This window comes from Marisediminicola sp. LYQ85 (assembly GCF_046600695.1).
GTDB lineage: Bacteria > Actinomycetota > Actinomycetes > Actinomycetales > Microbacteriaceae > Marisediminicola.
In genome coordinates, this window is sequence record NZ_JBKIWO010000002.1 from 170,921 (window position 1) to 196,300 (window position 25,380).

Sequence of the window (25,380 nt, forward strand, 5' to 3'; positions counted from 1 at the left end):
GCAGGGAGACTCGGAGATCCTCGTCAATCGGCCGTCTCTGCAGTACACGGTCGGGATGCTGTTTCCTGCCGAGGACTCCGGCTCACTGAATGCGAGTTTGCTAGACGCTCAGCAGTTCATCCTTGCCGACGTCGAGGAAGGGGACGTTGAAGAAAATGGAGCTGCGCCGCCACTTGCTGAAGACTGGCGACCATCTTCAGCAGCCCTGTCACTCGTCACCAACAGTGAATCCTTGATGTGTGACTTTGCGGCGGCCACCTACTCACCCATCGTTGATGACGGCCCATTGCGCTGGCAGAGGAAAGGACACAGGTTCGCCGGAATCGAGCTCGTCCGCGGCAGCTCTCCGCATCGCCAGGTCGATGCTGACGGTGTTCCGGTGGAAATCGGTTCCCGGTGGCGACGGCACCGAAGTGGCTGGCTTGTCACCGTGCATGTGCGTTTATTGGCGAAGTCGACAGGCGATGATCGAGAAGACATTTCGCGGATGCTCTTTCAGGTGGATCTCGACGCACGTGCTGCCGGGGGAGGACGGGTCTTTGAGTACGACGTAAGTCGAACGGTCGACGTCGACGCAGAGGCGCGGGAACTGAGGATTAGGTACCGGAACCAGAAGGTCTATGCCGTCGGACACGGAATGGCTGCGGGATGGGACTTGGACGAGTCAGGCGAGTGCACACGAGTGTTCCTCGACGCCGTGCCCCACTTCGTGGTCCCGGCGGTCGAGCAAACGCTTGAAGAAGACTTCGAGCTTTCCGGAACGGCGATGAAGTCGCTGGATCTGGCATTCCTCGAATCGATCGACCGAGACCCACTAGCGGTGACCACCGCACTAGGCGAGTTCGTTCAATCATTCGCCACATGGGCCGACGAGCAAAGCAAGGTAGCGCTGGCGCTCGGGGACGGAGCACGCGAAATAGCTGCTCGGTCTCAGACGGCTGCGGTCCGGATGCGAGCTGGCGTCGAGCTGCTTGGCCATCCTGCGCGCACGGAGCTCCGAGTGGCATTCGCGCTGGCTATGGCCGCGATGCGCCTGCAAATGCGTCAAGCAGCGCTCGCGCGTGGAGAGGTGGATCCGATCCCGTCATGGCGGCCGTTCCAGCTTGGCTTCCTGCTTGTTGGACTCGCATCCTCTACTGATGACGCACACCCCGACAGAGAAATAGTCGACCTCATTTGGTTTCCCACTGGAGGCGGAAAGACGGAGGCGTATCTCGCGCTGGCGGCGATCGTCATCTTCCTGCGTCGTCTGCTCCACGGTCAGCACGGAGCAGGTACCGCGGTCATTACGCGTTACACGCTGCGACTGTTGACTTCGCAACAATTTCAGCGAGCGGCTTCACTCATCTGCGCGATGGAACTTCTCCGCGGCTCTGACGATCGCGCCCGCGGAATGGTGCGATTCTCGATCGGTTTGTGGGTCGGGAACGAGGCCACACCCAGGGATCGCGCGGGCGCAAAGCATTCGCTCGAGCGCTTGTACAAGGCCCGCCATCCACGCGAAGCCAACGAGTTTCAAATCATGGAGTGCCCCTGGTGCGCGACTGATCTCGTGCCAGAGGACAAGGACGACACCAGACGGGCGTATGGCGCGCGTCTAGTAGGCAACGACGTCGTTTTCCAATGTGTCAATCCCGAGTGCGAGTTCTCGCGACGGGAGCTGCCGATGGCCGTGGTGGATGAGGTGCTCTACGACGAACCGCCTACCTTCCTCCTTGCCACCGTCGACAAGTTCGCTCGACTTCAGTTCAACGAACGCGCGGGCAGGCTCCTCGGACTCAACACGCCGTTCAAGCAACCCTCGCTAGTCATCCAGGATGAGCTCCATCTACTGTCAGGTCCACTCGGTACGACGGTCGCTGTATTCGACGCAGTGATTCAACTTCTTTTGAGCCGATCGGGACCGCCGCCGAAGATTGTTGCCTCGACCGCGACCATCCGAGCCTCGACGGATCAGGTCCGTGGTCTCTACGGGCGAGAAGTGGCCCTTTACCCGCCTGCGGGCCTCGACGGGGACACCACCTTCTTTGCTCGCCCAGTTCGGAGTGGTGAAGGGAGGCTTTACATCGGTCTCATGCCGCAGAGCGTCTCCCAAGCCACCGCGCTCATCGCAGCGTCAGCCCCGCTCTTGGAGATCCCCCGACACCTGATCGGTCTCGCGGATGTCGATGAGCGACTGGATCCTTATTGGACGTTGGTGATGTACCACAACTCGCTCCGCGAGCTAGGACGAACCGGCGCCCTGCTGCTCGACGACATCAACGGCCGCCTTGAAACTCGCTCGGAGCGCCTCGGCAAGGAGCTACGAAAGGTGCGCGCGGCGTCCGTGCTCGAACTCACGAGCAGGCGGGGGCCAGAAGAGTTGCCGAATGATCTCCGACAGCTTGGGGTGAGCGCCGACAACTCTTCGGAGGCAACCGACGTGGTCCTGTCGTCAAACATGTTGTCGGTTGGTATCGACGTTCAACGGCTTGCCTTGATGCTCATGGTTGGGCAGCCAAAAACGACGGCGGAGTACATTCAAGCCACGAGCCGCGTCGGCCGAGGTCGGGTCAACGGCATCGTAGTCACGTTGTTTAGGTCGAACCGAGCACGAGACCGCTCTCACTTCGAAACGTTCAGGAGCTATCACGACGCACTGTACCGCGGTGTCGAACCGACGAGCGTCACGCCCTGGTCGCTGTCATCGAGGGCGCGCTCGCTCGCTGGTGCCCTGGTCACGCTCCTTAGACAGACCTTCCCACTTCTCGCGGCAGATTCGTCGGCTGTGAACTTTGATCTCGACGACGCCAGCCTGCGCCCCGGACTCAACGTCCTGGTTGAGAGATTCCTCGACCTCGTGGCACGCGCCGACGGAGCCGAACACACGGATGTGACTGTTCAGGTCTGGGAACTGCTCAGAGAGTGGGATCATGAAGCGAGGAAAGCGCGTGACGACGGATCGCCGCTTCGCTACGAGCGACGGCCTGGCGATGAACGTGCTCTGTTGAAGCGTTTCGGGCAACCGGGACCAGGCTGGCTAGTCGGAGACTCGATGCGTTCGGTCGAGCCGAACGTCGCCGTCGATGTTCAAGAGCCCTTGAGGGAGGCGCGACGTGCAGCGGATCCGGCATGATCTACGGCTTTCCGAAACGATCTCGCCGTTCGGTGTGGGAGCCATTATCGATGTGCGGGGCGAGTCGCTGATTGCGCCGGACACCTCCTGGTGGGACCGTCAGTCGGCGCCGGAGATTATCTGCGATCGGCTTCTGGCTCAGCTTGGTGGCGGTGTCCTCCGGCAGGCACCCACTCACGCGGGGCGTGCCGGTAAAGACACGGCAGCTCTCCTGTATTGGCGATTTCCTGCTTGGCGGTTTTGCGAGCGGTGCGGAAGCCTCTCGCAACTGACGGGCACCGATAAGGGCAAGTTCCGGAATGCGTGTGCCTGCGGTGGCGCTCTCGTTCCCATGCGGTACGTCGCGGTTTGCGAGACAGGGAGCCACGTACAAGACATTCCGTGGTTCATGTGGGCGCACCGCGGCAACGACGCGGGAGTTACCGATGAGGTTCGCTTCTGCCGCGCGTACAAGGAGCTTCGATTCGAGCGATCCAGCAAACTTGGCGAGGGGCTCGCGTCCCTCCGTGTCGTATGCACTAAGTGCAAGCGGGCTCGTCCGCTCTCTGAGCTTGTTTCGAGGGATGCACTTCTTCGGGACGGGGTGCGCTGCAGCGGTCGGCAGCCATGGGAGCCTGAGGACTCCTTGGCTCAGCCATGCGAGTCGCATCTCGTCGGTGTCCAGCGTGGTGCGACCGGCAACTACATTGCCGAGCGAGTATCCGCCCTCGACATTCCCGAGGCGCAGTCCCGGTCGCAGGAGATCGTCGAGAAAGTTCGTGCCCATGACCTCTTTAGACGCCTTGTCGATGACAACGGCGGGCCGAAATCTGATCAGATCGCGGGATGGATCGCGGAGGAACTAGACGCGAGAACGGAGGCAGTTCTCGAGATCGCGTTCGCGTCAGGTGGCGACTCCCAATTGCCGATGCTCGACCTCAAAGATGGGGAATGGGCAGCATTCGTCAAGAAGCTCGCAAACCGTAGAGACCGCACAGTGAGCAACTTCGTCGTGGACGGCTGGGCCCGGGGCGACCTTACTTTCGGACCTGAGGAGCTTCGTGCGGTGTTGTCTGGGGTTGGTCAGGTAAGACGCGTGCGAGAGGTGCGCGCGCTCAAGGGTTTTCGACGCCACAGCGCGCAGGCGGACTTTGTCCGCGCCGACCTCGACCGCGATCCAAAACACCCTCCGGTTTACCCGTCGCTCGAGCTTTTCGGAGAGGGAATCTTCCTCCAGTTCGACGAGCAAGCACTCTCTGACTGGGAGTCGCACCCCGCCGTGCGTGCCCGAGCAAGCATTCTCACTGAGCGGCGAGCTCAGTCGGATTGGGCTCATCGCTTGGACGTACCGGAGCCGCGATTCGTGGCCCTTCACACACTCGCGCACCTGCTGGTGAGGCGCCTTGCCTTCGCCAGTGGATATTCGTCTGCCTCGCTGCAGGAACGGATCTATGCGAACTCTGATCGAGAGGACAAGACGGCGGGCGTGCTCATCTACACCGCAGCTGGTGATGCGCAAGGGACACTTGGCGGCCTCGTTCGCCTCGGCGATCCGAGGCACTTGCTGCCGCTTCTTGTGGCAGCCCTAGATGACGCGGATGTTTGCTCGAACGATCCCGTGTGTATAGAGAGCGACAGGCAAGGATCCTCGCAACTGAACTTGTCCGCATGCCACGGCTGCGCGCTGATCAGCGAGACTTCCTGCGAGACGGGCAATCGCCTCCTGGACAGGCAACTCGTGCTCGGAGGCAGTGAAGTGCCGGGCCTATTAGAAGGCGTTTTGAAAGCGGTTCGCGAATTGGCCGGTGTTCAATGATCGACCAGCCGGCGCGCCAGCGGCAGCCGAACGATTCAGCTCCGTACGATAGGAAAATGTCCCAAGAGATCACCGTCCTCGATCTCTTCGCGGGCGCAGGAGGTCTCACGGCTGGCCTCCACGCCAGTTCCGAGCGCTTCCGGACTGTTGGCGCTGTCGAGTGGGATCGGAGTGCAGCGGCTTCGTACGAGGCGACTTATGGAAAAGGCCTCGTCTACGCAGGCGACATCAAGACCTGGCTCGATGAGGAAGACGTTCCCTCGGTAGACGTGATCATTGGGGGTCCACCTTGTCAGGGATTCTCCAGCCTGGGAAAGCAGGACGTCGAGGACGAGCGCAACTCCCTGTGGAAGGAATACGCGCGCACCATCCGACGAGCGCAGCCCAAGTACTTCGTCGTCGAGAACGTAGGCGAGTTCGCAAAGTCGCCGCAGTATCGTCAGTTCAAGGCGGAGACCGCACGAGGCGGGACGCTGTCGGACTACGACTTCGAGTCTGCAGTGCTGAACTCGGCCGACTTTGGGGCAGCGCAGGCGCGCCGCCGGACAGTTGTCATTGGCTTCCGCCGTGACCTCGGATCTCCTGGGCTCCCTGTTGCGACTCATGCGGCTGAACCGTCGGGGACGGGGCAGCTCAGACATGCAACTGTGCAGGATGTGCTTGGTCAAGTGCCTCGCACTCCAGATCGTGATCATGTCTTCGCCGAACGGCGTACGCCATTCATGGGCAGACAATACGCTGGCGCTTTCCACGTTCGCGATCTCCATTGGAGCCGCAACTACACCCGCCTTTCGAGCGATAGGTTCGCCGTCATCCCCCCGGGAGGGAATCGCCGACACCTCGAGCCATACCCAGATCTGATGGCGCCCTGCTGGACAAAGCACAAGACTGGTTCGGGTGATGTGATGGGTCGACTCCATTGGGATCGTCCGTCCGTGACGATCCGGACTGAGTTCTTCAAGCCCGAGAAGGGCAGGTATCTCCACCCGGAGGAGGATCGCGCGATTACTCACTACGAGGCAGCGCTGCTGCAGGGATTCGGTAAGAACCACCGTTTCGTTGGTTCCCGCACTGATATCGCACGCCAGATTGGGAACGCAGTTCCGATCCCCTTGGGTGCCGCCATTGGTCGGTTACTCGCCGGGTCACTGTGAGCGATGTCGCGGGAAGCGGCGGAGCTCCAGTGGTCTTGAAGTTTGACCCGCAGACCCTCGAACATCTCGACGCGACGGATTTGGGGACAACGACCGCAGCGCGGGTTGCGTAAATAAAATGTCCGGAGCAAGCGCAATTGCGAACATCGGTTGAGTCAATCGTTTCGGACGATTCACACGTCGACACAGGGCAACAGGCTCCGCTTCTGGAAGATGTGCGTCATTTTGCCGCTGAGGACGCAGACTACGCGTGGCACCACATCAATTCGGCGGTCCAGGAGTCGACGCGCGCTTACTATGGCGCGGGCGATAGCTGGACTGCGGTGCAGGAGGCGATCGAGCGCTGCGTTGATGATTACCGTCAAATCGGGCGCGCCTGCAGATGAAGCGCTGAAGGTGGTCGCCGTCGCCTACGGGGACGCTGGCGCACTGAAGGCTTTGGATCGACCTAAGCAGTCGTCAGTGTTCACCGACACCACGCGAAGGAAACTTCGCGCTGGGCGGAAGCACCTCTCGATGGGAGTTCTGGCGGGGTTCAGGATCCCGATGGCTCACAAGGAATTGGCCGCCCTGAAGGCTAAGGGTGTTTTCGCCCACCAGGATTGCTTGGATGCTCTACGGATCCCCGCGCATCTGCCGCGGCGCCTCGATGACAGTGCGCCGCGACCGCCCTTCGTGGGTGTCTCGGTGACGGCCGAATCCATCCTGATTGGGTGCCCGATCGCCGACGCAACTTTTCGGGCAATGCCGATGTCAGCCGAGAGAGTCAGTGGACGAGGTCTAGAAGATTGAGCATTCCAGCCGACGCGATAGAGCGAATCCTTCAACCATTGCGGACACTCGCGCCGGTGCACCGTTCGGCGCGTGATCGCCATACATTGCCCATAGAGCGGGAACCCTGGCGGCGATACGCGGACGAGTTGTCTATTGCGATTGCATCCATTCGGGATCAACTCCATCTACCCCGGGATCATTTTGGACCGTTGAGGTCAGGGATTGACGGAGTAATCGAGCAGCGAGATCGCGTGGTCCGTTTACTCTTCGCGCTCGAGCCGTTCGCACCGTACGACGCGTCTGCGGCGGACGGTCTGCTCGACCTTCTGGATCGACTCCCCGGGTTGCTGTGCGAGGCTATCGAAGGGGGTTCGGAAGTCGATGGCGCAGCGATTTTGGCGCTCGGCGCGGCCTCGTCGTGGTGGGCCACTCGCGAATCGCAGCAACGCGAGGGGCGGGCGTTGCAAGTGGCATTTGCTCTCTCCGTGATGCCCTACGGCCCCGACGGCCATTTCCGGCCCGAGCTGGTTCTGGAGCGGTACGCCTATCGGGGCGGTGAGCTGCTGAACGAGCTGATTCCGCACCTCGTGTCCCTCGGCGTTCCCTACGTGACGGATGTGCTCGCAGGGGTCTACATCGTCGGACAAGTTCTCGACTGTGACGATCCTGTCGGGGCGTACATCGCGTTCAGCGAGATGACGAGTCGCTACATTGCAGCTGACCCTGCGGTGGCCAAGGGCGTACGTGACCACCTAAGGCAGATCGAACCCGCGCTTCAACGGACGCAACAGGCCGTTCGCCGGGCGCTTGCCGCGGCTCAGGGGAACGTCGATGATGGCGAAGCGAGCGCGCATGCGTTGGCTGATGCGTACAAGCGGGTCGTCGAGGGGCCGTTCCGTCAATTCATATGGGGGCTGCACTGCCTACAAGGGGGCAGCTGGAGCGAACCGCCGATGCTCACAAGCCTGCGTGAGCGGCTGATCAGCGGCGGAGGCGTATGCGCAATCCTCGTGCGAGACGTTGTCATTCCAGACCTTCGTAACAGCGAGACCCACGAGACCCTCGCCTGGGACGGATACACGGCGCAGTTTGTCACGGAGATCGGTCGTGTCGATGCAAACCGCGTCGTGCGATCGTTGTCGCGAGCAATCGACTTCGTCCAGGGGTCGGAAGCGGGGCTCGCCGCCATCCGGTCGACGCACGTCTCGCCCGGGCTTGACCTACTGCCACGCCCCAATGAGGACGGAAGGATGCCGACTTGGGATCGAGTTCGAGCCTTCTTCGGCACCAACCAGCTGATCCTTTTAGAGGCGAGACTGAACTCCCCTCGGGCGCACTTTCGGGTGCAGAAGATCGAATACTCGGCGATCAACCCATGTTTCCAGGCGCTCGTGCTGGCACGGCGTCTCCTTCCGCTTGCGACTAGCTTCGAAGTGAGCGCCGTCGATTCGGATGGGGCGTTGATTGTGGTCGATTCGCGCGCTCTTGACGAAACGATGCCGGTGTGGGAGCTGGCGGTCGCGAACCTAGATCAGATGCCCTTATCAACTTTTCTGCCCGCGAACTTCGATGCACGTCGTCGCTTTGAGTCAGAGACGCTGGCGTTACGATCCTCTGCCTGGATCGCCATCGATGATCTCCTCGATGCGTTCGATGGGGGCCCCGAGCGGTGGGATGACGACTATCTGCGCCTCCTTGAGATTCGTATGCGGATCGTCGAATCAGCCGTAGCTCACACAGGAGAACTGAGCTCGCGTCACCCGCGACTCGATGATGTGCACGAATCGGCAGCGGCTCTCCGCGGCTGGGTCATTCGCGAGCGGCCGGCTGACCCCTCGGCGGCCGAAGCGCACCCCGCAATCGTGAGGCTGCGCTCTCAGTGGAATCTATGGGGGCCAGTGACTCGGCACCCGTTGGTCCCGAGGTCGTCCACACCGCTTCACCCCCCGAGCCAACCTCGACTCCGTACCGCGCCCATGAAATCGCACTATCGAACCATCTAGTAGGCGCCGAAACCGCTCCAGCGTTCTGCGCGCGCGACTGCTGAAAGCGATGCGCTTCGTTCAACTTGGCATCAAATTGAATGGCATTCCGCACATCTGGGGGGCAGCAATAGGTTCGGCGGCTTGCTCGCGCCGTAAGGCTTCGAGGAACGCCCTTCGCTCTCGCTCGCGCCATCGATCGGATCGGTTCCTGTGCGTTCTGCCCTACCTTATTCCAGCGTTTCGGTGACATTCTGGCGGTTCTCGGCCAGCCCTGACTTGGCCCAAGCGAGCAGCGGACGGACGAGAATCACATACACCGTCTTGAGTTCTTCGGCGATTGATACCGCCGATGCGACCACTCGACTCACATCGTGCGCGACGTGTTCTACGTTGTCTGCGACGCCTCGATTAGCCCCGATGGAACTGCTGGGCTGATCGTTGTTCATTTCGTTTGCGCTCCAATTCGGGGTGAGATTGCGAGATGCCATGGCGGCTGATCTACGCTCGGTGAATTACACTTTCACACATGTCTGGTGTTGTGAAGTTTTTTCCTAAGGCCCACGGGAGCAGTGAAGTGAAATCAGGATCTAGCTCAGCGATCGCCTTTGGCCGCGTCTTGTATGCAGCCCGAAAGCGCGCAATTGAGAATCAAGCCGACGTCGCCGCATCTTTCGACCCAAAACTGTCTGTGGCCGCGGTCTCAATGGCAGAGAAAGGCGATCGTCCACCGAAGACCGACGTAATAGTCCGCGGCTATGCGCGGGCTCTTGATCTTGACGAGGACGATTTAGTTGAGCTCTGGTGGGCAATGCAAGGAATGGTTGAAGTAGAGGATCTGGATGGCGAGCGGACGGTCAGACGATGGTGGCGGCAGCTGTGGGCAAGCCCTCAGGTGGAACTTGACCATATGCAGGCCGACGGCAACGCCAAGGTTGCGTGGACTCCCAACGATGAGGTCTATGCACCTCCGCTGCATTTGTTCGCTCTCTCCGATGCCATTTGCGTGATCCTCCGACGACTACTTGGTGGGTCATGGAACGTTCGCCAGTACCCGGAGTTGGGCCTACTCGACCCAATCGGCGGACGCCTCGCCGTTGTCATGATCGAACTGAGTACCGGAGAACCAGCGGAGGGCGCCTGGAGCGGAGTCTCAGAGCTGACGGTCAAATTAGTTTGCCCAGAGCCTGTTGCTCGACCCGTTTTGCTTGACGCAGCCGCACGGAGCAAATCGGAGACTGTTCCGGCAGATGTCGCTTGGATCCTGTCGGCTGTCGAGGCCATGCCAGCGCGCGAGCGCGCGGCCGTCGCTGGATTCATACGTGGGCTGCAAGAGGGCGCAAGCCTCTTCTCGGAGCCTTCCTACTAGCAACTCGCGCTCATCCTTCATGATGACTCGGGTGAGACAGACCGTTTAGCCATGCCGAAAATGAGCTGCGATACCCCAGTCTGGCGACTTCGATCTGGCAACGCTGCACGGAAGTGTCCGCCGTTAGCTTCGCGAGAAAGCGGCGAGGCGGTCGCGATCACCGTCGGGGGCGAGAGGTGTGGCGCGCCAGGTCGACGAGCGCGACGCGGCCGCGGCGATGCACTGCACCTGCTCGTCGCTGAACTCGCGGCGGCGGTCGCGCAGCTTGAGCAGGTCGGTGTGCGGCATGACCAGCACACCCTCGGCGGGCGGGGCCTCGCCGCTGAACTTGTCGGCTCCGACCACCGCGATGATCGCGACAACCGGAACGGTGAGACCCGTCGCCTCAGACAGCAGCTTCTCGGCGCGCTGGGCCTCGGCCACCGCCTTCGGGATGTAGCCCGTCTTCGAGCCGTTGACGAAGAGGCCCCAGCCGCCGGTCCAGATCGAGGCGGATGCGTGGTGCTTCGAGTTGATGGCGAACACCCCGGGCGGCCCGATCACCACGTGATCGATGTCGCAGTCGGCGTTACCGACGGGCACGGAGTGCAGCACCGTCCAGCCCTCACCGAGACCGGCAAGCACGCCGGCGACCGTGAACTCCCCGAGCGCGCCGGTGTACCACGACGAGCGAGCCTCGGAGGTGCCGCCGGCCACGCCCGACCCGGTCGCCTTGGCCATGAGGCCCTGCGCAGGCATCCGTGCACGAAGATCCGACATGACCACCCCTGGTTCGCGCCGCCCCCGGCTGTTCGAGAATACGAGCGGGGCTCGGATGTCGCGATCCTCCGAGCGGGGGTGGGGTGGGGCTGTTCTAGCCTGGAGGCATGAACGCGTTCGAGATTGTCACCGTGCTTATCGGGGTCGCGCTTCTGGTCGCCGGGTCTGTTCTGATCGCGCGCCAACGACGACGCGTCGGCCCTCCCCTGACGAATCGCGAGGCGACGATAACCATCGTTCTGTTCGCCGCGGGCGGCTCCCTCACGACGATTGCGCTCGCGAACGCCTTCATCCTTTAGCGTCAGGCTGCGGTGCGTTCGCACCAGGGAGTCCCCCGCGCGACGGAGTCGCCGCGAACATCCGCTCGTTACCGTGGAGGCATGAGCGAGACGCCGAACCACGAGAACGCAGAGCCGCGACCCGACCCGCGGGTGACATCGAGGGCAGAGTCGAGCGCGATAGCGGCGGAGCAGGCCCGAAAGGCGGTCACCGTCAACCTGTGGGTCGGGGTCGTGTTCGTGGCTGCCGGGATCGCCGTCGTTCTGACGGTCGAGAACTGGGTCATCGGCATGCCGTTCGTGATCCTCGGGCTTTCGTTCGTGTGGACGGCCCAGAGCGCGAGGGAGAAAGCGAAGTCGGGCCGGTAGTCACGCGGCGCTGGTAACGATGCCCAACCTCACCGTCACCACCCGACGAGAGCGAGCACGCCGGTGGCGGCGAGGGAGATCGCGCCCGTCCACAGCACGATGGCGATGACCTGCCACAGGATCACCCACTGCTTCGACACCCCCGAGCCGACGAAGAACGCGGCGGTCAGCATGGTCGGAAGCGCGAGAGGGGCGAGGATGCTCGCGCCCGGAACGCCGAAGCGCACCATCCAGCGCGTGAGGCGCGCGCGTCCCTTCGCGCGCCGGGTCGGCTTCGCGTTCGGGTCGGCGGGCCCGGTGTCGGATTCGGTCGACGCGTCGTTCGGGTTCTCGAGCGTGATCACGCTGCCGTCGGTGCCGACCAGGCTCGTCGCCGAGGTTGTGGCCGCGCGCTTCGCCTCAGCACGCTGCGCGGCCGCACGCTTCGCCACGACCCGCTCGCGAATGCGCGAGCCGAGCAGCACCACGCCGATGACGCACAGGATGTTGCCCGCCATGGCGGCGAGCGCGGCGACGATCGGGTTGATGCCAGCGATGATTCCGAACGCCGCGGCACCCTCGCCCTCGATGTAGGGGATCGCGGCGGCGAGCGCCACGATCACGGGTTGGAGGATGCCGGGAACCTGGTCGATGAAGTTCTGAAGCCACTCGTAGGGATTGTCCATGTCGATTCTTTCTGCGGAGTCGGTTCGCGGCGGCCGGGCGGCCATCCGCGGGTATGACTGCAGTGAAGACCGTGTTCTCGGCACAGGGTCAAGCGCTGCGTCGTTCTCCATGAGAGAACGACGACACCTCTTGACCCGGTTGTCGGAACAGGGTCTTGAATGGGCTCACGACTGCGGCGCAGACATCCGCGTGCAGTAGAGAGAAGGAGGCGTCATGCCGTGGAGTACGAGCGAGATCGCCGAGCTCGCGGGCACGACCGTGAACACGGTGCGCCACTACCACCGCGAGGGTCTGCTCGAGCAGCCAGACCGCATGAGCAACGGCTACAAGCAATACGGTGCCCGCCACCTCGTGCGGTTGCTGCAGATCCGCCGCTTGCGCGACCTCGGTGTGCCGCTCGCGCAGATCGAGTCGGTGGCCGGTGGCGGCGAGACCCCGACGGCGGCGCTCATGTCGATCGACGCCGACCTCGCCGCGACCATCGAGCGACTGCAGCGCGCCCGCGGCGAGATCCGAGCCATCCTCGCCGGGTCGACCGCCACGGATGTGCCACCCGGTTTCGAAGACATCGCCGGCCGGCTGTCGACATCGGAGCGCTCCCTCATGCTCGTCTACTCCCAGCTCTACGACGAGTCGGCGATGACCGACCTCAAGAAGATGGTCGAGTCGGAGCCCGAAGACACCGACGCCGAATTCGCCGCGCTGACCCCCGACGCCGACGACGCCACCCGACAGCGGATCGCCGAGATCTTCGCCCCGCAGATCGCGCAACACCTGAGGGACTACCCGTGGCTGACCGACCCGGCCGAACACCTCCCGCGCGGCCCCCGCGTCACCCAGGAGACGTTCGCCGAAACCATGGTCGAGCTCTTCAACGAAGCCCAGCTCGACGTTCTCGCGCGCTCGAGCATCCTCGCGCGGGCCGAGAGTGACGCGGGTGCGGCAACTGCAGACCCGACACCCCCGACCGAAGGAGACGACCACGATGCCGGATGACCTCACCACACGCTCAGCAGACAGCGGGTCTCGGCCCCCGGCCGACGCGCCCCTCCTCGTCGAAGACGTTCTCCTGCTGCTCTTCCAGCCCGACTCGGGCTCCATCGCGGGCGAGAACATCCTGTTCTACGTGCTCGGCGGGGCTGTTCTCGGCGACCTCGCGCTCGCCGAGCGGGTCGAGCTGCACAAGCACGGCGCACTGAGCACGCGGGTGCATCCGATCGGCGATGCGTCGCCCGGCGACGAGCTCCTCGCGCCCGCGTGGTCGTACATCACCGAGAAGCCCCGCGGCGTGCAGACCGTGCTCGCCGCGATCGGCCCTCAGCTGCGCGAGCCCGTTCTCGACCGGCTCGTCGATCGGGGCGACCTCACCCGCACGAAGGGCAAGACGCTCGGCATCTTCCCGTCGACGAAGCTCACCCTCGGCAGCGACCGGCGCGCCGAGCTGATGGCCGACGTGCGGGCGGCACTCGTCGACGGCGAGACGCCGAGCCCGCGCACCGGCGCGAGCATCGCGCTGCTCTCGGCGAGCGGCACCCTGCCGCAGTTCCACAGCGAGATTCCGTGGAGCCGCGACGTGTACACCCGGGGCAAAGAGCTCGAGCGCGGCGACTGGGGCGCGGCCGCGGCATCCGACGCCGTGACGCGCACCCTCGCGGCGGTCATCACCAACGCGGTCGTCGCGGCGACGGTTCTGCCGCGCACGTAGGCCGCGGGCGCGGGGTCTGGTGAGCGCGGCGGGGCGAGCGCAGGTGGCTGGCGAGCGCGGCGGGGCGGGCGCGGAGTAGGAGTCGGGGCCGGACACGCCGTGCTTCGCGCGCACGGGGCGGCGCGCCGCATCCGGAGTCCTACTCCGCGCACCTGTTCGTGCGCGCGAGCGAGCGACGCTCACCCGAGCGCGCGAGCGCGCTTTCCCCCGCGCGACGGAGTCGCCGCGAACATCCGCTCGCTACCGTGGAGGTATGAGCGAATCGCAGAACGACGACAGCGTCGCCAAGAAGAAGGCCGACGCGAACAGCACCTATCCGGCACTCGGGGTGGTGTTCTTCGCGGTGGGCTTCGTGTTCTTCCTCACCATGGACAACTGGGCCATCGGGCTGCCGTTCGTCGCCCTCGGGCTCGCGTTCTTCTCGATGGGAGTTGCGAGGATGAAGAAGCCGAAGGCGCCGGAAGGACCGCTCGGCACAGACCCCGACGCCGACGGCCCGCCCGCCGGTGGCGCGGCCACACGCCCGGGCTCCGCGGCCACACGGGCGAAACGCCCCGACAAGGCCGGGGGCGAGGGTGGCGCACCGGCGATCGACGGCGGCACACACGCCAAAGACTCGACCGGGCACGCGGGCGACGGCAACGATGGCGGCGGTGGAGACGGCGGAGGCGGTGGCGGAGGCGACTAGCCCCGCTCATCCCGCCCACGCCGCCCCGACCCCGCCGTAGACTCCCGCACATGTCTCGCCCTGTCGCAGTGATCACCGGGGTCGGCCGCCCCGAAGGCATCGGCGCGGGCATCGCGCGCACCCTCATCGCCGACGGGTGGTCCGTCGCCGTCAGCTACTTCACCCCCTACGACGACCGCGTCAACGGCGGAGCCACCGGCCTCGAGGGTCTGCTCGCGGAGTTCGGCGACCACGCCATCGCCGTTCCCGTGGACCTTGAACGAGCGGATGCCGCATCCGTTCTCTTCGGCGAAGTCAGCGCGCGACTCGGCACCGCCTCCGCCCTAGTGCTGAGCCATGCGGAGAGCGTCGACTCGAGCATTCTCGACACCACCGTCGAGAGCTTCGACCGCCACTTCGCGGTCAACACCCGCGCGAGCTGGCTGCTCATCGCCGAATTCGCTCGGCGAATCGAGGCCGCTCGCGGTGCGGACGAGTCGGCGGATGGCGGCGCGATCGTCGCCCTCACGAGCGACCACACGACGCACAACCTGCCATACGGCGCGAGCAAAGGGGCCCTCGACCGCATCGTGATCGCGGCCGCGCGCGAACTCGGGCACCTCGGCATCCGCTCCAACGCGCTCAACCCCGGCCCCGTCGACACCGGGTGGATGACCGACGAGGTGCGGGCTGCTGCTCTCGCCGCGCAACCGACCGGGCGCCTCGGAACACCGGCGGATGTCGCCGAACTCGTGTCGTTTCTCGTCTCCCCTCGCGGCGCGTGGGTGACCGGGCAGCTGCTGCACGCCGACGGCGGGTTCGCGGCGCGGTACTGAGGGTGTGGCGCGGCGAGGCGCGGCGCGGCGCGGCGCGGCGGCGCGGGCTTGCAGGAGTTTCTGTTGAACCCGCACCTCTCGCAGGAGAAATGGGACGCCGCACGCACAGAACTCCTGCGCCCACGCCACTCGTGTCAGGCGAGCGGCGCGCGCCTACAGGTCGTCGAGTGAGGTGCGCGGGAGCATCGCGTTCGACGACAGTCCGCTCGCCGCACGCGTGACCGCCTCCCGCCGACCGACCGTGAGCAGGTGCTCGATCGCGCCCGGCATCGTGGGGAAGAGGGCCCAGGTGAAGTCGGCCCCGACCACCATGACCTCGAACTGGTCGTCACGGATCTCGATGTACCCGAGCAGGTGGCGCGGGTCGTCGTCGCGGAGGAGGGAGTCACAGACCCGCCAGCCTCCGAGAGCCACCTGCCGCACGATGGCCTCGGTGAGGTCGACCTCGGCGGGCCGATCGGTGCGGGCGAGCGTGTCGACTGCAACGTCTTTGATGGACATTTCCGGTCCTCCTGTCGAATGAACGAGTTTTGCCGAAGACCGGGGCAAGTGAGAAGAACGTAAGTCGGTGGCATCCGGCCCGTCAACCGGTCGACGAGATGCGGGCGGATGCTTGACAGGTGGGGCCGGGCGTGCGGTAATCGGGTCTTTTCGCCGGCGGGATCAGGGGTGCATCAGCACCGACGGAACACCCGGGGCCCGGCACCGCGCTCGAACCCGAGGCGCACATATCCGTCGGCGAGCGCGGGGGAGTCGGCGACCGCGACGACGATCGCGCCCGGCGGCACCGCTTCGAGCAGGCGGCGGGCCAACAGCAGTGCCGACATCCGCGTGCCGCGGCGCTGGGTCAACGCCATGACGGTCCATCGCTGCCCGGGCGGCGTCTCGGAGCCCACCGCCATGGTGAAGCCCGCGGTCGACATCATGGCGAGGGGGGCGATTCCGATGACCACGAAAAGCAGCGCGGCAGCCAGCACACCGAGTGGACCGACGGTCACCCACAGCGCGACTGCGGTGGCCACCATCCCGGCGAAGATGAGCAGCGCGAGCGCGATGGCCAGAACGAAGTCGAACACCGGGCGGTAGCGGCCGAAGATGACCATTCCGTTGCGGTCGGGCGAGAGGAACAGCACCCTGCGGAGCGCATACGGCAGCAGGGTCGCGACCGACATCGGCCAGGACGCCACCGCGAGCGCCCGGTTGCGACTGAACGTGTGCGCCATCAGCCACGCCAGCTGCGGGAGGCGCGCGAGTGAGGCTGGCGCGACGACGGGGGGCATGGGTCCAGTCTTGCGCAGGGTGGGGCGGGGGCGGCGCGGTAGCGCAGGAGGAACTGCTGAGCAGGCGCTCGTTGCAGGAGGTTTCGGGGTCTTCGAGCGCGCAACTCCTGCAATTCCGACACCCCTTCGACGGGCGTCACTGGTGCACGTCACCGGTTGACGCGACTATGGGGTGCATCCCGCACCGCAGAACCGAGAGGACCCCCGTGTCAGACCTCATCACCCTCATCGACCCGCCCGAGCTTCCCCACAACCCGGCGTTCAGTTCGGGGGCGATCACGCGCGCCGGCGCAACGCTTTACGTCGGCGGACAGAACGGCATCGACAGCGCGGGCGATCTCGTCGATGGCATCGCCGCGCAGACCGCGCAAGCACTCCGCAATGTGCTGAGCGTGCTCGCCGCCGCCGGAACAGGCCCCGAGCATGTCGCCAAACTGACGATCTACCTCGCCCCCGGCGTCGACCCGAGCGCCGGATTCGCCGCGTCGCGAGACGTGTGGGGCGACAACCGCACCGCGATCACGGCGCTGAGCGTGCACGCGCTCGCCCTCCCGGGTGCGCTCGTGGAGATCGAGGCGGTCGCCGCCATCCCGGAGTAGGGACTGCCCGTCCGCCCCCGAACACACCCCCGAGTGGGGCCGCCATCTGCCCCGAGCATCAGAAAGATAGCCCTATGGACGCGAACACACCGAGCTCAAGACCCGACCCGCGGCCCGAACCGCGCCGCGACCCCCGGCCGAGAGTCTCCCGCTGGAACAGCGACCTCGTTCGCGTGTTCGTGAGCAGCGTCATCGCTGTGCTCGTCATGGTCGTCGTGCTCCTGTGCCTCATTAACTTCACGAGCTTCGACGGCAGCAACGAATTGCGGGTGCAGGTCACAGGCTTCGTGATTCTGTGGGTTGTTCAGACGAGCATCTACGTGGGGTGGGGAACCTGGGTCTACTCGCGACTCGACCAGACCACGCTCGCGTTGCAGACCGCCGCAGACGACGAGGGCGAACGAAAACTGCCCGCCCGCGTTCTCGGAATGAGCGGGGCGACCAACACGACCCTCTCCGCCGCAGTGCTCGCGGTGGTCATCACGATCGTGATCGCGCAGCGACCCGAGTTTCGCGGGGAACCGATCTACGTCATCGCCGCGCTCGTCACCGTGGCCACGTCGTGGATTCTCATGGTCTTCTCGTTCGCACAGAACTACCTTCGCCTCGGAGCGGCCGACGACGGCGAGCACCTCCGATTCCACTTCCCGGAACGCCCCCGCTTCAGCGACTACCTCACCCTCGCGGCGCTTGTGTCCGCCATGGCCGCAACCACCCCCGCACAGATCAGCTCGCGCAAAGCGTGGGGTGTCGTGCGCGGAAACGTGATCATCGCCTTCGTGTTCAACTCGGTCGTCATCGCCATGATGGTGTCGCTGCTCTTCGGGGGGCTGCTGAACTGAGGTGTCGCCGCAGAGTTCGCGCGCGGGGGCAGGAGTTGCGGCAGCGGATGCGGCGTGGCGGGCGATGCGCGGCGAACACCGTGTGCGGCTCCCCCGATCGACCGCGCTGCAGGAGTTTCTGCTGACCGCACACGTGTCGCAGGAGGTTCTGACCTCCCGAACGCGGGCAACTCCTGCTATTCGGTCGGCGACCGGGGCCGCGCGGCGCGCGGCGCGCACCCGCGCCCGCGCCCTACTCCCCCGTCAGCCCCGCGTCGTGCACGGTGCGGGCGATCTGCACGCGATTGCTTGCCTCGAGCTTGGTGAACAGGTGCCCGATATGTGTTTTGACGGTCGCGACTCCCATGTAGAGCTCGGCGGCGATCTCGGCGTTGGAGAGCCCGCGGCCGACGGCGATCGCGACGTCGCGTTCGCGGTCGGTGAGCCGCTCGAGCAGGGCGACGGCGTGGGTGCGCCGCGCATCCGACCCCCCGGTCACGGCGGCGATGAGTTGCGCCGTGACGCTCGGCGACAGGATCGACTCGCCCGCCGCGACCCTGCGCACGGCGTCGACGAGTTCGGCGGGCGGGGTGTCTTTGAGCAGAAACCCGACCGCCCCGTGCCGCAGGGCCGTGAGCACGAGCTCGTCGGTGTCGAACGTCGTGAGCACGATCACCCGCGCGCGGTCGCCGCGAGCGGTGAGGGCCTTGGTGGTCTCGAGTCCGTCGAGGCGGGGCATGCGGATGTCCATGAGCACGACGTGCGGTGACGTCGCGGCGATGACCTCGAGGGCGTCGCGACCGTCGGACGCCTCGCCGACGATGTCGATCGACGCGTCCCCGCCGAGGATCATCCGCAGCCCCGCCCGCACGAGGGCGTCGTCGTCGACGATCGCGAGGCGCGTGCGGGGTGCGGTCGCTCGCTCGCCCTCGCCACCCGCCGTCACTCCCATGGCAACCTCGCCGTCACCACGAAGCGGTCGCCGCGGTCGACGCCGTGCGCGAGCGACCCGCCCGCGAGCTCCGCGCGCTCTTGCAGCCCGGTGAGGCCGACGCCGCTACCGCTGCCGCCTGATTCCCTGGCGCCAGCAACGGATGCCTGCCGCACCGGGTTGCGCACGGTGACACGCAGTTCGGCGTCCCGGCGTTCCAGCTCGACCGTCACGGGTGCGCCGGGCGCGTGCTTGCGCGCATTCGTGAGTGCCTCCTGGATGATCCGGTATGCGGTGCGGGAGACCGACTCGCCCAGGCCCTCGAGGTCGACGGCGAGGTCGAGGTCGAGGTCGCCCGCACCCGGAGTCACGCCAGCATCCAGGGTCACGTCCGTTCCGGCCTCGCGGGAGTCGTCGAGCAGCGCGGGCAGGTCGGCGAGGGTCGGCTGCGGCGGTTCGACTCGGGCGTCGAGGCGAGCGGCATCGGCGCGGCCGCCGTCCGCAGCATCCGCGCCGTCGGCGGCGCCCGCCCGGTCCGCTCCTCCCGAACCCCCCTCGCTCGACCGCAGCACCCCGAGAATCTGCCGCAGCTCGGTGAGCGCGAGCTGCGCGTTGTTCTGGATCACCGTCGCCGCCTGCGCGGTCTCGTCGCGCGTGAGGTCGGTGCGGTAGGTCAGGGCTCCCGCGTGCAGGGAGACGAGTGAGATGTGGTGGGCGAGCACGTCGTGCATCTCGCGGGCGATGCGGGTGCGCTCGGCCTCCCGGGCCGACTCCTCGCGCAGGGCCTGCTCGCGTTCGGCGTTGAGCGCGCGCTCCCGCAGAGACGCGAGGAGGTCGCGGCGAGCGCCGACGTAGAACCCCGTCGCCACGAGGATGCCGTAGACGGCGATCGCGATGCCGCCCGACGCCCAGCTCGAATACATCTCGGTTTGCTCGCCGGCCACGCTCGGGCGCACCACGAACTCGTAGACCACGGTGCACGCGATCCACACGACACCGACGGCGACCACGGGCCTCCAGCGACGCCGCGTGCTCATCGAGACGATGGCGAGCATCGCCGCGCCGATGGAGAACACGGAGACGGAGGAGAGCCCCGCGGTGATCACGGCGATCGTCACAGGGTGGCGGCGGCGAAGCGGGAGCAGCGCCACAGCGACGCCGCCGAGCACGAGGTCGAGCAGCATGAAACCGGTGATCACCGCGTTGTCGCGCTCCGACAGTTCGTCGGGCCCGAAACCGACGAACTCGGCGAGGGTGAAGATCCAGAACAGTGCGCCGGTGGCGAGCACGAGCAGGTAACGCCAGATGCGCGACCACGCCTGCAGCGGCGGGGCGGGCAGCGCGGCCGGGAGCGGGGCGCGGGATGCCGGGGCTCGGGACGCCGGGGTGCGGAATGCCTCGGCCCCGGATGCCGCGACTGGCCGTGCTCGCGTCGACCGCTGCGGCGGCACGGAACTTCGCCTGTCGGTCACGATCTCGAGCCTAGGGTGCAGCCGCAGGCATCCTCTCCCCTCTGGGGCTCGACCTGCTCCCCCCAAAGTCGGAGACGGTCGAGACCGGGCTCCGATCCGCGGCGGCCGCGGCGCCGAGAGGCTGAACACCATGATCACCGCAACCAATCTCACGAAGCACTATCGCTCCCGGGCGGCCGTCGACGACGTGTCGTTCACCGCCCAGCCCGGGCGGATCACCGGATTCCTCGGCCCCAACGGTGCCGGAAAGTCCACGACCATGCGCATGCTCGTCGGCCTCTCCTCCCCCACGTCGGGGTCGAGCACGGTGCTCGGCGTGCCCTTCCGCCAACTCGACAACCCCGGACGCCACGTCGGCGTGCTGCTCGACGCCGCAGCCCAGCACCCCGGTCGCACCGGGCGCGAGTCGCTCGCGATCTCCGCCCAGCTCATGGGCCTCGCCCCGGGGCGTGCCGACGAGGTACTCGACGTCGTCGGCCTCACCGCCAAGGAGGGGAGCGCGCGCATCCGCGGCTACTCCCTCGGCATGCGCCAGCGCCTCGGTCTCGCGAGCGCGCTGCTCGGCGATCCCGCCGTGCTGATCCTCGACGAACCCAGCAACGGGCTCGACCCGGCAGGAATCCGATGGATGCGCGGTGTGCTCACGTCGTTCGCCGCGTCGGGTGGCACGGTGCTGCTGTCCTCCCACCTGCTGCTCGAGGTCGAGGCCGTCGCCGACGACCTCGTGATCATCGGGCAGGGCCGGATTCTCGCCCAGGGCAGCGCTGACGAACTGCTCGCGTCGAAAGGCACCCAGGTGCGCAGCCTCGACGACGCCGCCCTCACGCGCGAGCTCACCGCCGCCGGGTTCGACGTCACCCCCGCCGGCGACGGCATCTCGACCTCGGCGACCGTCGACGACGTGGGGCGCCTCGCGCTCGCCGCGGGCGTCGTCGTTACCGACCTGCGCCCGGCAGCGAACGCCGGGCTCGAAGACCTCTTTTTCTCTATGACCGCCCAGCACGGGCGAGAGGATGTGCCCGCATGACCACCCCCAGCACCTCGACCTCGACGTCCCTGTCGGCCCCGCCCGACGACCTGTTCGCCGCCCGCACGTCGGGCACGAGCATCCGCCCGACCGGGGGTATCCCGTTTCTGAGACTGTGCGCGGTGGAGCTGCGCAAACAGCTCGACACCCGCGCCGGGCTGTGGCTGCTCGTCGCCATCGCGATCATCAGCGCGGGCTTCATCGCCCTCAACCTGTTCACCGCGGACGCCGAGTTCAACACCTGGACGAACCTCACGGCCTCCGCGTCGACCGGGCAACTGCTGCTGCTGCCGCTCATCGGGGTGATGGCGGCGACGAGCGAGTGGTCGGCCCGCACGGCACTGTCGACCTTCACCCTCGAACCGCGGCGCACGCGCGTGAACCTCGCGAAGCTCGCGTCGGCGAGCTCGCTCGGGGTCGCTGTCATGTTCGTCACGCTCGCCGCGAGCGCGATCGCCAACGTCATCGGCCTCGTGTGGCTCGACGGCGACGGCTCGTGGGCGCTCGACTGGGGAATCGTGGCCGGAACCGCGCTCGCACTCATCCTGCTCGTGTGGCAGGGCGTCGCGTTCGGGCTCGCGTTCTTGAGCACCCCCATCGCGATCGTCGCCTACCTCGCGCTGCCGACGGTGTGGTCGATTCTCACCTTCACGATCGAAGCGCTCGCGGAGCCCGCGGAGTGGCTCGACATGAGCCTCACCCTCGCGACCCTCATGGGCGGCGAGATGACCGCTGAAGACTGGCCGAAGCTGCTCGTGTCGCTGCTCGTGTGGGTTGGCATCCCCCTCGGCATCGGACTGTGGAGGACCGCTCGACGCGAGCCATAGGCGGAGGAGCCCTCGCTCGCGGGCGCGCGCGTGCGCGGAGTAGGAGTTGCGGCACCCGATGCGGCGCGGCGGGCACACAGCCCGGCGCGTCGCATCCGCCGTCCTACTCCGCGCACGCGACGACGTGCTCCGCTCACCCGGGCCGGAAGTTCGGGTGCCGGTCGTTCGCTCACGCCACCGGTTCTCGCCCTCGGGTTCATCCCCGGGTTCATCCCCCGTGCAGGAGTTTCTGTTGATACCACGCGTTCTGCAGGAGATTTTGCTCCGCGAATGACGCGAACTCCTGCAATTCCAACAGCAGCACCAGCACCACCCCGCCCCACCCCACCTACCGCCCGCGGCTCTCGAGCGCGAGGGTCAGCGTGACGCGGTCCCCGAAAACCGTCGGGTCGAGCCCCGTGATGGTTTCGACCCGCGCGAGCCGGTTGCGCACCGAGTTGACGTGCAGAAACAGCTCGGTGGCGGTCGCCGAGACGGATCCGCCGCTCGCGAAGAAGGCGTCGAGGGTCTGCACGAGCTGGGTTCCGTGCCGGGCGTCGTGCTGTTCGAGCGGGGCGAGCACGTGGTCGCGGAAGGGCGCGAACTGGTCTGACGACATGCGCCCGAGCAGGCCCGAGAGTGAGGCGAGGTCGCGCGGACCGGCCGAGCGACGCCGCGACGTCGCGATCGCGAACGCCGCAACGCTCTCTTTGAGTGAGTGGTGCAGTTGGTCGAGCGGCGCCATGCGTCCGACACCGACCACGCCCGCGGCATCCGAATCGAGAAACGCCTGCAGGTAGTCGTGCTCGGCCACGACGACGGTGTGGCTGTCGAGGTCGCCGACGACCGTGAGCCCACCGATCGCCACATCGGTTCCCGCCGCGAGACACACGGTGCCGAAGGTCGAGGCCGCCGCGAACTCCCCGCCGAGCTGGTCGCGCAGCACCCACGGGCTCGCGAGACCGCGGCGGATGTAGTCGAGCAGGAGACCGTTGTCGCGTCGCCGTTGCACGCGCTCCCGTGCCGCCCCGTGCAGCGCCGCGAGTTTCTCGGTGAACGCGACGAACGGCAGAGTGTTGGGCACGGTGAAGAGCGCGAGGCCGCGGGCGTCGGCGAGCGCGGCGAGCCCCGCGGGAGGGGTGTGGTCGACGACGTCCACCGCGAGTCCGATGGCGGCGGCGTCGCTCGCGATGAGCGCGTCGACGAACGCGGCGCACTTCGCGGCCGTGTCGAGGTCCGACCCCACGGTGAGGATGATCTCGTCGCCCCGCAGATAGGGCGACGGGTCGACGAGTTCGGTCGCTTGCGCCCAGCGCACCCGGTGGTCGACGCCTGTCGCGCCGGCCACGAGCGTCACGTCGAATCCCGGCCACTCGAGCACGTCGGCGACGGTGATGGCCGCGTCGAACGCCTCGGTCGGGGGAGTTTCGGGCGAAACCATGGCGAAACACTAGGGCGGCAATGTGTCAGCCGTGTGTCACCGCCTTGTGCGCGAGCACACTGCGGCACCGGGTCGCGCTATGACCTCCCCCACACCTCGATCAGCGGATGCCGCGGCGCTCCTACTCTGGGCGCACCCTCCTCCCCAGCCCCGCCCCAGCCGAAGGAACCCCACGACCATGACCGCGACGACCTCCGCGCCCGGCTCAGCCGAGACATCCGCCCCCATCGACCCCGACTACCCGCTGGCCAGGGTTCCGAAAGAGCACCGCAAGACCAACGCCTCGGTTGTGATCGTGATCGCGGGCTTCCTCTTCTTCACCCCGACGATGTTCGCGGGCGGGCAAGTGGCGGTGGAGTTCGCGTTCGGCGAGTTCCTCGGCCTCGCGGCGGTCGCGACCCTCGTGCTCGCGACCTACATCGCGCTCATCGGCGGCATCAGCGCGCGCACCGGTCTCACCGCGGTGCTGCTCGCTCGGGCGGTGTTCGGCAAGATCGGCGGCAAGTGGTCGTCGATCCTCCTCGGCGGCACGCAGATCGGGTGGTACGGCATCACGCTCAGCACCCTCACCGACTTCGTGGGCCGCGCGTTCGGCCTCGACTACACCTGGCCGCTCGCCGTCATCGGCGGAATCGCCATGGCGACGACGGCCTACTGGGGCTTCAAGGGCATCGAGGTGCTGAGCTGGGTGTCGGTTCCGCTCATGCTCGCGCTGTGCGTCTGGGTGCTCGTGCTCTCGCTCGACGAGGTCGGCGGCCCCGCGGGCATGCTCGCCCTCGAGGGCAACGGCGGCCTGAGTGTCGGCGCGGCGCTCACGATCATGATCGGCACGTTCATCAGCGGGGGAACCCAGATGGGCAACTGGACGCGCTTCGCCCGCAACGGCAGCGTCGCGATCGCCGGAACCTTCGTCGCCGTGATCGTGGTGCAGTTCGCGATGCTGTTCTTCGGTGGCGTCGGCGCGACGGCGTTCGGCCAGAGCGACTTCGCCGAACTGCTCGTGCAGCTCGGACTCCTCGTGGCCGGCCTCTTCCTCCTCGTCGCCAACCTGTGGACGACCAACGACAACACCGCATACGCCTTCGGTCTCGCCGGCGCAGAACTCTTCAACAAGAGCGACAAGCGACCGTTCATCATCGCGGGCGTCATCCTCGGAATCATCATCGCGATCATCAACGCCGGCAGCGTGCTCATCCCGTTCCTCTCCCTCCTCGGGGTGCTCATCCCGCCGCTCGGGGGCGCGCTCATCGGCTACTTCTACCTCGTGTGGAAGGGCACAGACCCCGGCATCGCCTACGGTTCCGAGCCCCTCGTGCGCTGGAGCGGACTCGCCGCCTACCTCGCCGGCGTCGCGGCCGCCGCCCTCGGGTCGACCTTCGACTTCGGCATCCCCGCGGTGCAGGGCATCATCGTCGCGATCATCGTTGCGCCTCTCGCGGCCATGGTCGAGAAGCGGATGTCGGGGGCTCGCGTCACCGCCTGACCCCTCCTCCTCATCCCCGAGTTCCGTCTCGCCCGCACACCCCCGCACCAT

The 25,380-nt window shown here is 66.4% G+C and carries 25 protein-coding genes; 17 read left to right on the forward strand and 8 right to left on the reverse strand.

Annotated features, from left to right (window positions below; all coding sequences use genetic code 11):
* Positions 1 to 55 precede the first annotated feature (55 nt).
* The 5 genes from ACLHG5_RS09120 to ACLHG5_RS09140 all read left to right on the forward strand — a co-directional run bounded on the left by ACLHG5_RS09120 (position 56) and on the right by ACLHG5_RS09140 (position 8,841).
* Positions 56 to 3,115, forward strand: coding sequence for a helicase-related protein (locus ACLHG5_RS09120; protein WP_411318531.1), 3,060 nt, complete (start codon positions 56 to 58; stop codon positions 3,113 to 3,115).
* Positions 3,096 to 4,910, forward strand: a complete 1,815-nt coding sequence (gene drmB, locus ACLHG5_RS09125) for a DrmB family protein (RefSeq protein ID WP_411318532.1) — start codon at positions 3,096 to 3,098, stop codon at positions 4,908 to 4,910. Before ACLHG5_RS09120 ends, drmB begins: the two co-directional genes overlap by 20 nt.
* 56 nt (positions 4,911 to 4,966) lie before the next feature.
* On the forward strand, positions 4,967 to 6,064 hold the full coding sequence (locus ACLHG5_RS09130; protein ID WP_411318533.1) for a DNA cytosine methyltransferase: 1,098 nt from the start codon (positions 4,967 to 4,969) through the stop codon (positions 6,062 to 6,064).
* A 351-nt stretch (positions 6,065 to 6,415) separates the two neighbouring features.
* Positions 6,416 to 6,856: a hypothetical protein gene (locus ACLHG5_RS09135; protein ID WP_411318534.1), complete on the forward strand. Its 441-nt coding sequence runs from the start codon at positions 6,416 to 6,418 to the stop codon at positions 6,854 to 6,856.
* A 233-nt stretch (positions 6,857 to 7,089) separates the two neighbouring features.
* On the forward strand, positions 7,090 to 8,841 hold the full coding sequence (locus ACLHG5_RS09140; protein WP_411318535.1) for a hypothetical protein: 1,752 nt from the start codon (positions 7,090 to 7,092) through the stop codon (positions 8,839 to 8,841).
* 209 nt (positions 8,842 to 9,050) lie between these two features.
* On the opposite strand, the gene ACLHG5_RS09145 is transcribed toward ACLHG5_RS09140, so the two are convergent.
* Positions 9,051 to 9,311, reverse strand: coding sequence for a hypothetical protein (locus ACLHG5_RS09145; RefSeq protein ID WP_411318536.1), 261 nt, complete (start codon positions 9,309 to 9,311; stop codon positions 9,051 to 9,053).
* A gap of 38 nt (positions 9,312 to 9,349) precedes the next feature.
* On the opposite strand from ACLHG5_RS09145, the gene ACLHG5_RS09150 reads away from it, so the two are divergent.
* Entirely contained in the window at positions 9,350 to 10,189 is an 840-nt protein-coding gene (locus tag ACLHG5_RS09150) for a helix-turn-helix domain-containing protein (protein WP_411318537.1), read from the forward strand.
* Between the two features lie 123 nt (positions 10,190 to 10,312).
* Here the strand turns inward: ACLHG5_RS09150 and ACLHG5_RS09155 are convergent, their stop codons facing one another.
* Entirely contained in the window at positions 10,313 to 10,927 is a 615-nt protein-coding gene (locus ACLHG5_RS09155; protein ID WP_411318538.1) for a nuclease-related domain-containing protein, read from the reverse strand.
* A 128-nt stretch (positions 10,928 to 11,055) separates the two neighbouring features.
* Here ACLHG5_RS09155 and ACLHG5_RS09160 point away from each other — a divergent pair, with 128 nt between their 5' ends.
* The gene (locus tag ACLHG5_RS09160) at positions 11,056 to 11,247 is read left to right on the forward strand and encodes a hypothetical protein (protein WP_411318539.1); all 192 of its coding nucleotides are present in this window, start codon (positions 11,056 to 11,058) and stop codon (positions 11,245 to 11,247) included.
* A gap of 81 nt (positions 11,248 to 11,328) precedes the next feature.
* Positions 11,329 to 11,595 (forward strand): hypothetical protein, encoded by a 267-nt coding sequence (locus ACLHG5_RS09165; RefSeq protein ID WP_411318540.1) that lies wholly within the window; start codon positions 11,329 to 11,331, stop codon positions 11,593 to 11,595.
* Positions 11,596 to 11,630: 35 nt separating this feature from the next.
* Here the strand turns inward: ACLHG5_RS09165 and ACLHG5_RS09170 are convergent, their stop codons facing one another.
* Complete coding sequence (locus ACLHG5_RS09170; RefSeq protein ID WP_411318541.1) at positions 11,631 to 12,260, reverse strand: small multidrug efflux protein; 630 nt, start codon at positions 12,258 to 12,260, stop codon at positions 11,631 to 11,633.
* Positions 12,261 to 12,474: 214 nt separating this feature from the next.
* Between ACLHG5_RS09170 and ACLHG5_RS09175 the strand changes: the two genes are divergently transcribed.
* From ACLHG5_RS09175 to ACLHG5_RS09190, 4 genes are all read left to right on the forward strand, one after another.
* Positions 12,475 to 13,257 carry a MerR family transcriptional regulator gene (locus ACLHG5_RS09175; RefSeq protein ID WP_411318542.1) on the forward strand — a complete coding sequence of 261 codons (783 nt, stop codon included), beginning with the start codon at positions 12,475 to 12,477 and terminating at the stop codon, positions 13,255 to 13,257.
* A complete protein-coding gene (locus ACLHG5_RS09180; protein ID WP_411318543.1) occupies positions 13,247 to 13,966 on the forward strand; it encodes a GOLPH3/VPS74 family protein in 720 nt (239 codons plus the stop codon). Before ACLHG5_RS09175 ends, ACLHG5_RS09180 begins: the two co-directional genes overlap by 11 nt.
* 253 nt (positions 13,967 to 14,219) lie before the next feature.
* Complete coding sequence (locus tag ACLHG5_RS09185; protein ID WP_411318544.1) at positions 14,220 to 14,654, forward strand: hypothetical protein; 435 nt, start codon at positions 14,220 to 14,222, stop codon at positions 14,652 to 14,654.
* Positions 14,655 to 14,704: 50 nt separating this feature from the next.
* Positions 14,705 to 15,469: an SDR family oxidoreductase gene (locus tag ACLHG5_RS09190; protein ID WP_411318545.1), complete on the forward strand. Its 765-nt coding sequence runs from the start codon at positions 14,705 to 14,707 to the stop codon at positions 15,467 to 15,469.
* 153 nt (positions 15,470 to 15,622) lie between these two features.
* On the opposite strand, the gene ACLHG5_RS09195 is transcribed toward ACLHG5_RS09190, so the two are convergent.
* Positions 15,623 to 15,970, reverse strand: a complete 348-nt coding sequence (locus tag ACLHG5_RS09195; RefSeq protein ID WP_411318546.1) for a hypothetical protein — start codon at positions 15,968 to 15,970, stop codon at positions 15,623 to 15,625.
* A 173-nt stretch (positions 15,971 to 16,143) separates the two neighbouring features.
* Entirely contained in the window at positions 16,144 to 16,749 is a 606-nt protein-coding gene (locus tag ACLHG5_RS09200; RefSeq protein WP_411318547.1) for a hypothetical protein, read from the reverse strand.
* Positions 16,750 to 16,955: 206 nt separating this feature from the next.
* Between ACLHG5_RS09200 and ACLHG5_RS09205 the strand changes: the two genes are divergently transcribed.
* Both ACLHG5_RS09205 and ACLHG5_RS09210 read left to right on the forward strand, forming a co-directional pair.
* Positions 16,956 to 17,348 (forward strand): RidA family protein, encoded by a 393-nt coding sequence (locus tag ACLHG5_RS09205; RefSeq protein WP_411318548.1) that lies wholly within the window; start codon positions 16,956 to 16,958, stop codon positions 17,346 to 17,348.
* Positions 17,349 to 17,422: 74 nt separating this feature from the next.
* Positions 17,423 to 18,190 (forward strand): DUF1345 domain-containing protein, encoded by a 768-nt coding sequence (locus ACLHG5_RS09210; protein WP_411317088.1) that lies wholly within the window; start codon positions 17,423 to 17,425, stop codon positions 18,188 to 18,190.
* Between the two features lie 232 nt (positions 18,191 to 18,422).
* Here ACLHG5_RS09210 and ACLHG5_RS09215 read toward each other — a convergent pair whose 3' ends face one another.
* Positions 18,423 to 19,121, reverse strand: coding sequence for a response regulator (locus tag ACLHG5_RS09215; protein WP_411318549.1), 699 nt, complete (start codon positions 19,119 to 19,121; stop codon positions 18,423 to 18,425).
* Entirely contained in the window at positions 19,112 to 20,572 is a 1,461-nt protein-coding gene (locus tag ACLHG5_RS09220; RefSeq protein WP_411318550.1) for a sensor histidine kinase, read from the reverse strand. The genes ACLHG5_RS09215 and ACLHG5_RS09220 overlap by 10 nt, the downstream gene beginning before the upstream one ends.
* A 130-nt stretch (positions 20,573 to 20,702) precedes the next feature.
* On the opposite strand from ACLHG5_RS09220, the gene ACLHG5_RS09225 reads away from it, so the two are divergent.
* The gene (locus ACLHG5_RS09225) at positions 20,703 to 21,599 is read left to right on the forward strand and encodes an ABC transporter ATP-binding protein (protein ID WP_411317085.1); all 897 of its coding nucleotides are present in this window, start codon (positions 20,703 to 20,705) and stop codon (positions 21,597 to 21,599) included.
* Positions 21,596 to 22,426 (forward strand): ABC transporter permease, encoded by an 831-nt coding sequence (locus ACLHG5_RS09230; protein ID WP_411318551.1) that lies wholly within the window; start codon positions 21,596 to 21,598, stop codon positions 22,424 to 22,426. The genes ACLHG5_RS09225 and ACLHG5_RS09230 overlap by 4 nt, the downstream gene beginning before the upstream one ends.
* A 328-nt stretch (positions 22,427 to 22,754) precedes the next feature.
* Here ACLHG5_RS09230 and ACLHG5_RS09235 read toward each other — a convergent pair whose 3' ends face one another.
* Positions 22,755 to 23,846, reverse strand: coding sequence for a PucR family transcriptional regulator (locus tag ACLHG5_RS09235; RefSeq protein ID WP_411317083.1), 1,092 nt, complete (start codon positions 23,844 to 23,846; stop codon positions 22,755 to 22,757).
* Positions 23,847 to 24,024: 178 nt separating this feature from the next.
* Between ACLHG5_RS09235 and codB the strand changes: the two genes are divergently transcribed.
* A complete protein-coding gene (gene codB, locus ACLHG5_RS09240) occupies positions 24,025 to 25,329 on the forward strand; it encodes a cytosine permease (RefSeq protein WP_411318552.1) in 1,305 nt (434 codons plus the stop codon).
* The last annotated feature ends 51 nt before the right edge of the window (positions 25,330 to 25,380 follow it).

Excerpts from the sequence above, each read along its gene's own strand:
- ACLHG5_RS09120 (WP_411318531.1), top strand. The coding sequence starts at position 56 with ATGCTGTTTCCTGCCGAGGACTCCGGCTCACTGAATGCGAGTTTGCTA.
- ACLHG5_RS09130 (WP_411318533.1), top strand. The coding sequence starts at position 4,967 with ATGTCCCAAGAGATCACCGTCCTCGATCTCTTCGCGGGCGCAGGAGGT.
- ACLHG5_RS09135 (WP_411318534.1), top strand. The coding sequence starts at position 6,416 with ATGATTACCGTCAAATCGGGCGCGCCTGCAGATGAAGCGCTGAAGGTG.
- ACLHG5_RS09145 (WP_411318536.1), bottom strand. The coding sequence starts at position 9,311 with ATGGCATCTCGCAATCTCACCCCGAATTGGAGCGCAAACGAAATGAAC.
- ACLHG5_RS09150 (WP_411318537.1), top strand. The coding sequence starts at position 9,350 with ATGTCTGGTGTTGTGAAGTTTTTTCCTAAGGCCCACGGGAGCAGTGAA.
- ACLHG5_RS09155 (WP_411318538.1), bottom strand. The coding sequence starts at position 10,927 with ATGCCTGCGCAGGGCCTCATGGCCAAGGCGACCGGGTCGGGCGTGGCC.
- ACLHG5_RS09160 (WP_411318539.1), top strand. The coding sequence starts at position 11,056 with ATGAACGCGTTCGAGATTGTCACCGTGCTTATCGGGGTCGCGCTTCTG.
- ACLHG5_RS09165 (WP_411318540.1), top strand. The coding sequence starts at position 11,329 with ATGAGCGAGACGCCGAACCACGAGAACGCAGAGCCGCGACCCGACCCG.
- ACLHG5_RS09170 (WP_411318541.1), bottom strand. The coding sequence starts at position 12,260 with ATGGACAATCCCTACGAGTGGCTTCAGAACTTCATCGACCAGGTTCCC.
- ACLHG5_RS09175 (WP_411318542.1), top strand. The coding sequence starts at position 12,475 with ATGCCGTGGAGTACGAGCGAGATCGCCGAGCTCGCGGGCACGACCGTG.
- ACLHG5_RS09180 (WP_411318543.1), top strand. The coding sequence starts at position 13,247 with ATGCCGGATGACCTCACCACACGCTCAGCAGACAGCGGGTCTCGGCCC.
- ACLHG5_RS09185 (WP_411318544.1), top strand. The coding sequence starts at position 14,220 with ATGAGCGAATCGCAGAACGACGACAGCGTCGCCAAGAAGAAGGCCGAC.
- ACLHG5_RS09190 (WP_411318545.1), top strand. The coding sequence starts at position 14,705 with ATGTCTCGCCCTGTCGCAGTGATCACCGGGGTCGGCCGCCCCGAAGGC.
- ACLHG5_RS09195 (WP_411318546.1), bottom strand. The coding sequence starts at position 15,970 with ATGTCCATCAAAGACGTTGCAGTCGACACGCTCGCCCGCACCGATCGG.
- ACLHG5_RS09200 (WP_411318547.1), bottom strand. The coding sequence starts at position 16,749 with ATGCCCCCCGTCGTCGCGCCAGCCTCACTCGCGCGCCTCCCGCAGCTG.
- ACLHG5_RS09210 (WP_411317088.1), top strand. The coding sequence starts at position 17,423 with ATGGACGCGAACACACCGAGCTCAAGACCCGACCCGCGGCCCGAACCG.
- ACLHG5_RS09215 (WP_411318549.1), bottom strand. The coding sequence starts at position 19,121 with ATGGGAGTGACGGCGGGTGGCGAGGGCGAGCGAGCGACCGCACCCCGC.
- ACLHG5_RS09225 (WP_411317085.1), top strand. The coding sequence starts at position 20,703 with ATGATCACCGCAACCAATCTCACGAAGCACTATCGCTCCCGGGCGGCC.
- ACLHG5_RS09230 (WP_411318551.1), top strand. The coding sequence starts at position 21,596 with ATGACCACCCCCAGCACCTCGACCTCGACGTCCCTGTCGGCCCCGCCC.
- ACLHG5_RS09235 (WP_411317083.1), bottom strand. The coding sequence starts at position 23,846 with ATGGTTTCGCCCGAAACTCCCCCGACCGAGGCGTTCGACGCGGCCATC.
- codB (WP_411318552.1), top strand. The coding sequence starts at position 24,025 with ATGACCGCGACGACCTCCGCGCCCGGCTCAGCCGAGACATCCGCCCCC.